Genomic DNA, 10,645 nt, shown 5'->3' with positions numbered 1-10,645 from the left:
GTGACGAGAGTCAATCCGGAACCGCCAATTCCGGAGACGGGTGAGCTTTGCCTTGGTGAACGGAGCGCTTGCCGGCGACTCCGATCGATCTGCCGCGGCCCGAAAGGGTCGGATGATGCACGCCACAATGCCGGGCACCGTGCCCGTGACGAGAACGACGACCAGAATGACCACGCGGCGGCGGGTGCCGTGGGTCCCGACTGCACCAGAGGGGCCGTACCGCCTCCCCCGTGGCGTGCAGGACCGGCTGGAAACTGCGCTGGCGGGTTATCGCAATCGGGAGGCGTGCTTCGCCCTTGCGACGTTCCTCGGCCGGTTCTGGAGCGTGCCAAGCCGGCTGGTGGCGTCATTTCCGATCGATAGGCGCGCCCTCTGCGATCATGCCGCCCTCGGCCTGACCGAAGCCCGGGTGCGCGGCGCTATCGCGACCCTGGTTGAAGTCGGTTTTCTCGATCGCATCGAGCCGGTCAGCGGTAGGCGCTACCAGCGCACGCCCGAGGGGCTGAACCGCCGGCCGATCCTGTTCCGGTTCGGCAGCGAGTACGGGACGATCTTCGCGCATGCCAACGGCGCCGCTCGGAGGGTCCGTGGAACGCCCGCGCCGGCTCGCCGGCCGATCGCACGTCCCGAGCCGTCGCGCCCGCCAGCGGCGAACGTCGCGCCCCCCAGGGCCATGCCGTCACCACAACTCGCCCAAAAGCAAACCCTAGGCGGAAGCCGTATGATTATGGGCGAGAAACGGGATAAGGCGCCGGAATCGAACCTCGACGCTGCATTGGAGAGATGGAGAAGGGCTATCGAAGGAGGGAGTGCTTCCTGAGAAAATCCGGAACCGAGATTCAAGGACTCGGGGGGTGCAGGTGTCAGAAGCAAACAATTCTAAAAGACAGCAGCTATTATACTGGAGAGAATTGGAACAGTTGAAAGCCGCTAGCATCTATATGCGATTATATCGCAATGAATTGGGATGGTGGGTCAGAGGTGTTGAGATCATAAAAGTCATTGGTTCAAGTGGCGGAATAGCCGGTTGGGTTGTGTGGAAAGATTATCCATTGGTGTGGAGCGCAATCATAGCTGGATCACAGCTACTCGACGCTTTGAAAAATGTATTTCCTTTCGCTAAGCAGCACAAGGCTGCGAGTGATCTAACTGTTGCGCTGGAGCTTTTATGGATTGATGCTGAAGAGGAATGGGAAACAATTTACGCTGATAAGATTTCTGAGGAGGTTATCACCAAGCGTCGTACTAAACTGCGCAAATTGCGCCTCGAAACTGAGCGAAAATACTTCCCGGAGGGATTCACCCCAAGCGACCGCCTTTTCAGACTCGCAACTCAGGAAGCGCGGGACTATTTTGCTCTCACATACACCGATGAGGCACAGCAATGACCGAGCGCAGCACGTCGCGACCAGTGATGCCAGGGAACTACACGACCCGGCCAGCTCTCAGCGGCGAGGGCAAGAGCATCTTCCCCACCTTCCCGGTGAATGCTCCAATGCCAGGCGGAATATCGTCGCCAAGTTCATCATCGCCATCTTCCAGCTCTGGCACATCTGGCTCGGGATCGTCTTCCGGCAACGGATCAACGCAGGGTGGAAAGAAGTAGCAGATGGGCGAGACCAAACCCCAAGGTCGGGTCGTTCCCGGTATCATCGTTGGAGACAGCTTGTTCCCGGCATTCCCCGTGAAATCGTCCATGCCGACAAGTACTACTACACCCTCAAATAATGGTGGAGCTAGCCAAGCTACAGCATCCGGCAATTCAAGCCAGAACACGAAGAAGTAATGATACTTCTGGCGGAACAAGACTTCGAGGAAATCGCTTTTAGTGGTCTATTCTGCTTCGTCGTTTGTCACAGGCCGCCTTGGTCCACTAAAAAAAGACACCCCCCCTGTCGATGATCGGCCGAGACATGCCCCGCCTCGACAGTCCGTCGTCTATGGCGGCGCGTCGTTCTGACTCACCTTCGCGGAGATGAAACCGGATGATCGAAACCTACCGCAAGATTAACATACTGGTAGGAGGCGACGCCGATGCTTGATGCTGGACTTAATCGGAAGTGGAACGACCACGAGCGGCTGATGTTTTTGCAGATATTCTCGACGGCGATCGGTGAACTACGCGAGCGTGGGGGGACGATCGCCCTAGCTGCTCAAGATTGGCTCGAAGCGACTTACGCCGTAATGGAAGAGATCGAGGACAATCTTCCAGGACAAGAGGGTTTGCTGTAGGTCACCCTAGCAGCGGCGCATACGATCCGAGCAAGCGCCTCCGGTCGAGGGGCGCTAGCTGGTCGAGAGCTTTGAGAGCAGGCACAAGCGCGGCAGGATCGTGCTCGGCATGGTGGAGGTGGCCGGCGAGATCATCGCCACGTGGGCCGAGCAAGACCCTGGCGAGGGCGCGCATGGATCGCAGACGGGCAAGTAGCTCGGCCGCGTCGAGGCCGGGGCGCCAGGGCCCCCAGTGATCGGATGTCGTCATTTGTGCAGTGCAGCATGTCCGCTACGGTATACCTGTGCGGACTCGAGAGGGAGGGTTGAAAAGGCTGTCCGTACGGGTTGATTCCGATCTATGGACATGCATTTATACGGACATAAGATCAACGGACGATCCGACCATGTCACAGACGATCCTCTACGCTCGCGTGAGCACCACGGAGCAGACCGCTGCCCACCAGCGCACCCAGGCCGAGGCTGCGGGCTTCGCGATCGACGCTGTGGTCTCGGACGAGGGCGTGAGCGGCATCAGCACCCGGCTCGCCGATCGGCCGCAAGGGCGCCGGCTGTTCGACATGCTCCGGCGCGGTGACGTGCTCGTGGTCCGGTGGGTCGATCGGCTCGGCCGCGACTACGCCGACGTGTGCGACGTGATCCGCGATCTGATGAAGCGCGGCGTCGTCATCAAGACCGTCATCAACCATCTGACCTTCGACGGCGCCACCACGGACCCGATGCAGCAGGCGGTGCGCGACGCCTTGATCGGCTTTATGGCCGCGACGGCGCAGGCGCAGGCCGAGGCGACCAAGGAGGCGCAGCGGGCCGGGATCGAGCACGCCAAGGCGCGAGACGATGCGTACCGTGGCCGTAAGCCCAGCTACACCCGAGCCCAGCTCGACGCCGTGCGTGCCCAGCTCGCGCAGGGCGTAGGTGTCGCTGCCATCGCCCGCGACACCGGCCTAAGCCGGCAGACCATCTACCGCATCGAGGCGGACCCGGCCGAGGCTGAGGCCATCCTATTGCGATGGGCGGCATGAGAACCGGGATTGATCGATTTGCAGCCAAGGGGCGGGAGACCAGCGCCCGTACCCGGCGAGAGCGAGCGGTACAACGTGCCGCCGATCTGGCACCCGTCATCGCGGAATTACGGGCAGGTGGCGCGACGACGTTGCAAGCCCTCGCCGCGGGCCTGAACGGGCGCAGCATTCCGACAGCCCGTGGCGGCAGATGGACCGCGGTGCAGATCCGTCGCCTCATCGCCTGGACGACTGAGTAGCGGCGGGCCGGGGCGTTCTCTCCGTCTATGGAGACCCGGCTCGCCTGTGACGCCAGCCGAGCGGCCGATGGGCGGCAGGCTGGTGTGACTGCCGGGCCAATGATCGTCTGCTAGGACGGTTCCCGCTCACGGAACTATCCCCGGAGAACGGCCGAGGTAGTCAACGTAACCCAGCGTCAGAATAGCTGCCGGACTAGGCTGTTTGAGCTAGTATAACTATACCAAAAATCGAATTGTCGACACAAGAGATCGCTGTTAAATGAGGTGATATAGGTAGTATCTGATTGCAAGGGCACATCTGTGCTTGGGTGGTACATGCACAGAGGTGCTGCGATATCAACGGAAAAACCGCCATCCATCCTCGTGTTGCGGTATGCGCTTCGTCGCTTCTATGACACGCATGCGCGCTGTTACGTATCGGGTGAACGGCTTCGGGAGCTGGCCGCGACGGGCGCTGCCTTCTCGGTTATCGACGCCGAGACTGCCGAGGACGTAACAGCTGCCATCATTCCGGATTGCAGCTCCCCCGCGGCGGGGATCTTCACCGCGAGGGAGCACCGCGAGGCGACGGGCGACGGTGGCGTGTCGCGGGCCTCCAGCGGGTTCCGGGATTAGATGATGGTCGAGGTCTTCGGCGGACGACCGCGACCGCGACGGGCCGGCTCCTGACCGCCTGGAACGGGATCGCGCGCAGGATCGAGACTTTCGCTTTCGTCATGATCCTCGAAAGCCTGCACGAGCGCGGCGCGGACCGGATCACCAGCGACGGGCACTTTGACCAGGTCGGCCGGATCGTCGTTCAAGATCGCACTAACGGCGTCGAAGCCCATCTCGCGGATCATCAGGCGCGTCATCTTCCGCAAGTCCGCACGGTTGAACGATCCGGCCCGGCAGCACGGACAGGACGCGCGATCGTTCCTCTCGGCAATTTCGCGTTCACGGGCCTCTCGAGCGGCCTCCCGCTGCTCAGCAATCTGCCTGTCGCGCTCCCGCACATCGGGATCGTTCATCCGCTCCTGCCAGAGCCGAGCTTTCTCCCGGGCGCGATCTTGGCGTTGCTTCCAGCCACCGGGAAGCGAAACGTCTGTAATTCGGTAGGTCATTTCAGCGGTTGCTCGGCAGTCCAGAAATCAGATTGTTGTATGCGCTTGTATCGCCAGTCTTGGCAGCCGCCATCATAGCGGTCATGCTCGGCGTCGACGAAGTCTTGATCCCATTAGGATTGGCAATCAGCTTTTCGCGAAGGGCGGGATTGTCTTTGGCGAGCCGCATCAATTTGGTGACAGTCGGCTTCGTATTGCCAGCCGGGATCTCGACAACCGGGCTGGTGCTCGACGGCGTGGGCGATGTCGCGGTGATAGATCCGCGAGGCGCGTCAGCCTGGAACAATGTCCCCCTGTCGCGCTTGATGTCTGCGATGTATTCCCTGACCGTCAACGGCTTCTCGGTGATGTAGTCTGACCACATCGGAAGTCCGCTATCCTGAAGGATCTGGATAGACCCGTCCTCGGTGACATGCAGCCGCTGCGCAATCATCTCAACGACGAGATCGGCCGCACCGTCAATCGGCTTGGAAGCAGCGACTTCCATTTCGATGATTCGCCGTGCCATCGCAAGAGCGGCACGATTAGGCTCGGTGGTGGGTGGTGTTTCGTTAGTCATTGGCTTGTGAAATTGATTTCGGGCTGTAGAGATCGACGCCGCAGCGGACGACTCTCTTGACATATTCTGCGACGGAGAGACCGCTCTTGGCAGCTTCCTCTTCGATGCGTCGCGCGAGATCTGGAGATGCGCTGAATGCGATCAGCATCGGTCTTTCATCGGCCACGACGTCGACCTTCCTGCTTGATCACGGTCCGGCCGAGATCCGCCAGAAGTTTCAGGATTGCGCCGCGGGCGAGGGCCGATCGGCTGCTTCCGAGCGCGGCGGCGGCAATGTCCAAATGGGCGTTCGTCCCGGGCGGCAATCGCGCGGTGCACGACTCGGGCAAGGGGGCCATCATGCAGCCGGCGCCTTGGTCCGGTGATCCGTGATCGCGCCAGTCTCGCGCAGCCGCTCCAGAACGGCGCGCCTGATCCAGGCCGCCCGGGTCGAAAGCTCGGCGGCTGCGGCACGATCGACGGCGTCGACGAGCGGGACAGGGATGGTCACGCCGACAACCCGCTGTCCTGTGTCTTGTGAATGAGTCATTGTCCAATCTGTATGTAATGAGATCCGGAATGGCAGAGATCCCGGCGGAATATAGACACAGCTCGCCCTGCGCCCTGGCTTAACCCCGCCTGGGAGGGGACCGGATTTCAGCGTCCGGCACGCTATTCACGATGTCAAATTCAGGATCGTGATCCTGATGAAACCCTAGGGTTCCAGCTATCACAATATATAGAACATTACCGGAACGATGTCAAATCGACCCCGGTAATTACCAGGAATTATCTTATCTTGCCGCCCTGGTTCGTCTACGATTTCCAAGGAGAGGCATCCGGCAATTAAGGTGATTTTTCGAGCAGGGATGAGGTCGAGATAGTCCCGGCCGTCTCGCCAAATCCGTCGATCATTGATGCTATCAGCTGCTAGGTGATTCCCGCTCAGGCCGGCCAGTGGTCCAGCTCGGCAAACGCCAGGGCCGCGGCGTGAGCACCAGCGATCAAGCGGGCGTACGTCTCGGCCTCGCGATTGCGCGCGCGGCTCGGCATCATCCTCACGTCGGCCTCGTCGTTGGCGGGCACAAGGGCGAACGGCTTGATGCAGGGCACCGGCAGGTCCACGAAGGAGAGATCGGCACACGGCCCGTTGTTGGCCGGCAGTCGCACACCCTGGTCCGAGGAATCGCCCGCCACCTCGGATGCATCTGACCGGAGGAAGGTCACGGGGTCCTCGGCCGTCGCGACATTCTCGACGGAGGCCGCGACAGGGATCACGTTCTTCTCGCGGTTAGTCGGCGCAACCGTGGTCGGAGGCTCGGCACCGGACACGTGGTCGAGGGCGGAGATCACACCCTCATCCTGGTCGGCCGGCTCGGCGGTGGGCGCGGTTGCGGTGCTGGTCGCGATGTCGAGACCGATCGCCGAGGGGAGCCCGGCGATGCGAGCGGAGAGCGTTCCGCGCTCGCGCCATTTCCGGATCGCCGCGTCCCCGACGTGGTAGTGGTCACGCAGCGCCTGCCGCATCGCGCGTGTCAGGACTGTCACGCCTGTCACGGCAGGTGTCACGTTTTGTCCAAGCGCCCTATAGAGTATAGGGCTTTCTGCCAAAGCGTGACACCCCGTGACACCCGTGACGGCGGTCATGCCGGCGATCATGGCGGCTCGCTTCTCGTCACTCCACCGCTTCACCGTCCGCGGCTGCCGCTGGTAAAACTTCTCAAGCGCTTCATTCTCGCGCAGCCGGGCGAGCGTGGCCTTATCCGGGATGGGCCGGGTCTTGCGGTGCGTGCGGCGACGGGGGCGACCGTGCTTCCGCTCATACTCGGCATCCCGGGCATCGGCGTCGCACGTACGGATACCGTGGCGCTGCGGACGAACGACGGCGATCTCGGCGTGCGTGACGGCGTGACGAGCGCCGATCATCGTCCCGGTCACGGTCTCCGGAATGACCGGGGAACGACCCTCCTGGTAGGCTGATAGCAGCTCGTCTCGCACGAGTGCGTCATAGGCTGCGATCCGATCGGACAGCCGCGCCTCGACGACATCACGCCCCAGGATCACGTTCACGGTGAGCGGCATGGCGAGCGTCAGGGCGTCGACGTGGCGAGGCTCGCCAGCGCTGCCGTAGTGCACCCCCAGCTCGGCCTCGATATCGATCAAGGTGCCGAGCCACGCCTCTCCCTCCACCGTCCCATCGACGCGGCGAGCGGCTACGAGCGCGCGACAGGTCGTGCGAAGGTTACACAGGGTGGATGCGCGCTTGCGACGGGCGAAGGCGCTCGGTTTGATCTTCTCGGCGGCCGAGATCAGGTCGGCGTGCACGCGGTCAATCTGCGACGGTGGGGCATCGGCGAGATTTTTCGCGATGACCGCAAGCGCATCACGGGCAGCAGCCGCGTCGAGGTCTTGTCCGGCTCTGGTCTGGCGAGGGTCCTTCTGCGTGTGGGTCAGCGACCCGGCGAGGCGAGACCCGTCCGGATCGACGATCGCATCGCGGGACTCGATCTTGACGAGCGCCCTGAAGAGCTTCTGACGCAGGTCAAGTGATAGGTCGGACCAATCACGTGCTTGCGAACGATTGATGGCAGTGATAAGAGTGTGGATAGTCAAAAGCGTTTGCGGTCCCCACGTGCTCAGCCCTGGCAGGTCCCGGGCACGGAGGATTCGTCCCAATTTTGGCGGTGGTGGTTTTCGCTTGCAATCGTGACCCCCCTCGCCTAGTGATCCGAGACGACGCGGAATTGCGTCATCCCAGGCTGCCTATCGACCGATAGGTGGCCCAATCGTGTCTATTACATTGAAACCCTGCGACAGGCAAATCGGCCGGGCCTAATTGTCCCGATAAGTCTATGATTCTGGTAGACTATTTGCCGAAATGGGGTGGAAATTCGGGTCTTTTATGACGGCGGTCATGAATAGGGGCAGTCCCCACGCCATCATTCGCGATCCCCCTGTTCGGCCGCCGAGGTTGTCCTATGTTTGATTACAGACAGAAGCTGCCCCGGGGACGTCGATGCGCCGTGGTATCGACGACCGGCCCGAAGCCGTAAACCAGGGCGTCGCTCAGGCGTTAGTGCGTGACCTCCCCGTACCGGAATGCGGACAACTCCCCGATCACCTCCGTCAACTTGTCGATCTTCTGATTGATGCAGAGGCAGCCGATTGCGACGCCGAGCCGGCTCACGCCCCCGGGGATGCCGTCTCCGAGCTGTCGGAAATCAAGGTGATATTATCCCCTTGAAACCGGGGATGTTGTCTCTCGATAAACATCCGAACAATGATCGGAGGTTTTTGCGTCGCACCCTTCATCCAGCAAGAGCATAATATGCCGCTGCTGGACGATGCCCAGGCGGGGAATCAAGCTGATATTATCCGGTTGATTTCGAGCGGGTGGCCCACTGCCGGGTGTTTTGCGGTTGTGACAGCGGCTTTCGCGGATCGACCCTGGCGCAGTTGGCTTCCTCGATCCGGCCATCCGCGATTGAAACGCATCATCGCTTGTTTGGCATTGACCCATGTTACGCGTCAGCCGCTCGGGATCTGAGGCTGGCGGCAGGCGTTGCGCGATCATGTGCGCCAGGACGACCGACCCGCTGTTTAAACGTGCGCAGGCCGCGATTGACGAGGCGCGGCGCCTGCGATCGGAGGCCCGTTGTCTCCGGATCATCGGCCGTCTCAACGTCCACTGGGGGCGTGACGTGATAGAGACGCTGCGACGACGTCGTGAGGACAGGGCGGCTCAATCCCCGGATGCCGATTCCCGGTCATAGGGCAGCCTCAGGACGCCGATCGGGCCCGGCGGGCACCCCTACCTGCCCGAAGCCGCTGTCGGCCGCTGGCGGGCCTCATAACAGCGTCATAAGCCTACAGCCTCATACCGCTATGAGCGCTTGCCACCGTGCACCGACTCGCTCATCCTGTAGGACTACAGCCTCACGAGGTTCCAAGCTTACAAGGCTGTCAGGCTATCAGCTTGTGAGGCTATGAATGGCGAGAGTGCTTACCCTCGCGACGCAGAAGGGCGGCAGTGGCAAGACGACGCTCGCGGCCTCGCTAGCCGTTGCCGCGGCGCAGGCCGGTGAGGGTGTTGTCGTCATCGATCTGGACCGGCAGGGTAGTCTGAGAGCCTGGACGCAGCGGCGAGAGAAAGAACCTCGCGAGGCTCGCGTGATCTATCGGGCGACGGATGGCGACGGCCTCGCTTCCCTGCTTGAGAAAATCCATGCTCACGAGCCCACCACGCTCGCGTTGATCGACACGCCCGGTATCGCGGATGAAAGCGCCCGCTATGGTATGGCAGCGGCCGATCTGACCCTACTACCCGTCCGGCCGACAGTTCTGGACGCAGACGCCGTTCAGGCGACGGCACGTGAGTTGAGCGCCGCGCTTGTGCCGTTCGCGTTCGTCTTTTCGCAGGTGCAGGCGAACGCTGCTCAGCGAGCGGAGGAACTGGCTCCCGAGCTGCTGCTGATGGGGCGCTTGTTCCCGGGTTGGATCGGACTGAGGACTGACCATCAGGACGCGATGCTGATGGGGCTCGGCGTCACAGAATATCGACCCAAGGGCACTGCGGCCGATGAGGTACGCGCCCTCTGGGCTTGGCTCAACGAGCGAATGGGAGAACCGGTGTGATGGCGTCGCGGCAGGACATGCTCAAGAGCCGCTTGCAGGCTATGACGGATGAGGCCGAGCGGGTACGCGACCGCAAGGTTGAAAAGCCTTACGAGCCTGAAAGCTCGAAGCCTGATGAGGCTAAAGCCTCACACGTTGAAAGCCTTATAGCCTCAAAGCCTCAAAAGGCTGAAAGCTCGAAGCCTGATAAGGCTACAGCCTTAGAGCCTCTTAAGGCTGATGTAGAGCCGCCGCGGCGCGCACGTCCGCTCACGACCAAGCGGGGCGCGAAGGCCAAGCCTAAGGCCAAGCCTCCGGCGAGCGGGGTCGAGAAGAAATCGAGTTCTATCTACCTGACTGACGCCGCCCGCCGTGCGCTCAACACCCTCGCCGCTCAGCAGGGGGTGCGCCCCCATCGCGTCATCGATGACGCTCTGCGCATCTATTTCGCCCGGCACAAGCTCGATTTTGACGCTCTGAATGGCGGCGCCGAAGAGTAGCGATGCCTTAGTCTTACAGCTCTGTGAGGCTATAGCCTTATGAGGCTAACAAGCTAAATGTGCATGCACGCACGCAAATTCGGAAAGGACTAGCTTGTCGCCGAAGCGTACATTCCGACCGAGCGCGCATTGACACGAGAAGCTATGTCGGAGCACGCTACCTGATGGTGTGCCTCATCCGAGTCGCACCCATTGGAGAAGTCGCCGCCGCAGTTTGAGACCCTGAAAAGCGAGACCCCCACCAGCTTGCCGGCTGGCAGGGGTCTGGAGCCCGCGAGGGGCCCGGATCCAAAGTCGCAACTCGGATCCTCCCCGACATCGTGACGAGAGTCAATCCGGAACCGCCAATTCCGGAGACGGGTGAGCTTTGCCTTGGTGAACGGAGCGCTTGCCGGCG

General features: G+C 61.7%; 12 protein-coding genes. 7 read left to right on the top strand and 5 right to left on the bottom strand.

Annotation, left to right across the window (positions count from 1 at the left end; translation table 11 throughout):
• The first annotated feature begins 166 nt into the window (after nt 1-166).
• On the top strand, nt 167-820 hold the full coding sequence (locus EU555_RS35425) for a hypothetical protein (RefSeq protein ID WP_135420020.1): 654 nt from the start codon (nt 167-169) through the stop codon (nt 818-820).
• Between the two features lie 34 nt (nt 821-854).
• Complete coding sequence (locus tag EU555_RS35420) at nt 855-1,388, top strand: hypothetical protein (RefSeq protein ID WP_135420018.1); 534 nt, start codon at nt 855-857, stop codon at nt 1,386-1,388.
• Between the two features lie 37 nt (nt 1,389-1,425).
• Here EU555_RS35420 and EU555_RS35415 read toward each other — a convergent pair whose 3' ends face one another.
• Nucleotides 1,426-1,806 carry a hypothetical protein gene (locus EU555_RS35415; RefSeq protein WP_135420016.1) on the bottom strand — a complete coding sequence of 127 codons (381 nt, stop codon included), beginning with the start codon at nt 1,804-1,806 and terminating at the stop codon, nt 1,426-1,428.
• A 228-nt stretch (nt 1,807-2,034) separates the two neighbouring features.
• Between EU555_RS35415 and EU555_RS35410 the strand changes: the two genes are divergently transcribed.
• The 3 genes from EU555_RS35410 (at nt 2,035) to EU555_RS37800 (ending at nt 4,108) form a co-directional block, all read left to right on the top strand.
• Nucleotides 2,035-2,232: a hypothetical protein gene (locus EU555_RS35410; RefSeq protein ID WP_135420014.1), complete on the top strand. Its 198-nt coding sequence runs from the start codon at nt 2,035-2,037 to the stop codon at nt 2,230-2,232.
• A gap of 386 nt (nt 2,233-2,618) precedes the next feature.
• Nucleotides 2,619-3,254: a recombinase family protein gene (locus EU555_RS35405; protein ID WP_135420012.1), complete on the top strand. Its 636-nt coding sequence runs from the start codon at nt 2,619-2,621 to the stop codon at nt 3,252-3,254.
• Nucleotides 3,255-3,808: 554 nt separating this feature from the next.
• Nucleotides 3,809-4,108: a polyhydroxyalkanoate synthesis regulator DNA-binding domain-containing protein gene (locus EU555_RS37800; RefSeq protein ID WP_135420010.1), complete on the top strand. Its 300-nt coding sequence runs from the start codon at nt 3,809-3,811 to the stop codon at nt 4,106-4,108.
• On the opposite strand, the gene EU555_RS35395 is transcribed toward EU555_RS37800, so the two are convergent.
• The 4 genes from EU555_RS35395 to EU555_RS35385 form a co-directional block, all read right to left on the bottom strand.
• Nucleotides 4,105-4,596: a hypothetical protein gene (locus tag EU555_RS35395; protein WP_135420008.1), complete on the bottom strand. Its 492-nt coding sequence runs from the start codon at nt 4,594-4,596 to the stop codon at nt 4,105-4,107. The genes EU555_RS37800 and EU555_RS35395 overlap by 4 nt on opposite strands.
• 1 nt (nt 4,597) lies before the next feature.
• Entirely contained in the window at nt 4,598-5,155 is a 558-nt protein-coding gene (locus EU555_RS35390) for a hypothetical protein (protein WP_135420006.1), read from the bottom strand.
• Nucleotides 5,148-5,303 carry a hypothetical protein gene (locus EU555_RS36580; protein WP_167858771.1) on the bottom strand — a complete coding sequence of 52 codons (156 nt, stop codon included), beginning with the start codon at nt 5,301-5,303 and terminating at the stop codon, nt 5,148-5,150. Before EU555_RS36580 ends, EU555_RS35390 begins: the two co-directional genes overlap by 8 nt.
• A 776-nt stretch (nt 5,304-6,079) precedes the next feature.
• Nucleotides 6,080-7,747: a hypothetical protein gene (locus EU555_RS35385; protein ID WP_135420004.1), complete on the bottom strand. Its 1,668-nt coding sequence runs from the start codon at nt 7,745-7,747 to the stop codon at nt 6,080-6,082.
• Between the two features lie 1,377 nt (nt 7,748-9,124).
• Between EU555_RS35385 and EU555_RS35380 the strand changes: the two genes are divergently transcribed.
• On the top strand, nt 9,125-9,769 hold the full coding sequence (locus EU555_RS35380; RefSeq protein ID WP_135420002.1) for a ParA family protein: 645 nt from the start codon (nt 9,125-9,127) through the stop codon (nt 9,767-9,769).
• On the top strand, nt 9,769-10,248 hold the full coding sequence (locus EU555_RS35375) for a hypothetical protein (protein ID WP_135420000.1): 480 nt from the start codon (nt 9,769-9,771) through the stop codon (nt 10,246-10,248). The genes EU555_RS35380 and EU555_RS35375 overlap by 1 nt, the downstream gene beginning before the upstream one ends.
• Nucleotides 10,249-10,645 lie beyond the last annotated feature (397 nt).

The sequence above is a fragment of the Methylobacterium nonmethylotrophicum genome, from assembly GCF_004745635.1.
Classification (GTDB): Bacteria; Pseudomonadota; Alphaproteobacteria; order Rhizobiales; family Beijerinckiaceae; genus Methylobacterium; species Methylobacterium nonmethylotrophicum.
This window is presented reverse-complemented; position numbering and strand designations above follow the sequence as displayed.

Coding starts and splice junctions, on each gene's coding strand:
- EU555_RS35405 (WP_135420012.1), top strand. CDS start 2,619: ATGTCACAGACGATCCTCTACGCTCGCGTGAGCACCACGGAGCAGACC.
- EU555_RS35425 (WP_135420020.1), top strand. CDS start 167: ATGACCACGCGGCGGCGGGTGCCGTGGGTCCCGACTGCACCAGAGGGG.
- EU555_RS35375 (WP_135420000.1), top strand. CDS start 9,769: ATGGCGTCGCGGCAGGACATGCTCAAGAGCCGCTTGCAGGCTATGACG.
- EU555_RS35395 (WP_135420008.1), bottom strand. CDS start 4,596: ATGACCTACCGAATTACAGACGTTTCGCTTCCCGGTGGCTGGAAGCAA.
- EU555_RS35390 (WP_135420006.1), bottom strand. CDS start 5,155: ATGACTAACGAAACACCACCCACCACCGAGCCTAATCGTGCCGCTCTT.
- EU555_RS37800 (WP_135420010.1), top strand. CDS start 3,809: ATGCACAGAGGTGCTGCGATATCAACGGAAAAACCGCCATCCATCCTC.
- EU555_RS36580 (WP_167858771.1), bottom strand. CDS start 5,303: ATGCTGATCGCATTCAGCGCATCTCCAGATCTCGCGCGACGCATCGAA.
- EU555_RS35410 (WP_135420014.1), top strand. CDS start 2,035: ATGCTTGATGCTGGACTTAATCGGAAGTGGAACGACCACGAGCGGCTG.
- EU555_RS35380 (WP_135420002.1), top strand. CDS start 9,125: ATGGCGAGAGTGCTTACCCTCGCGACGCAGAAGGGCGGCAGTGGCAAG.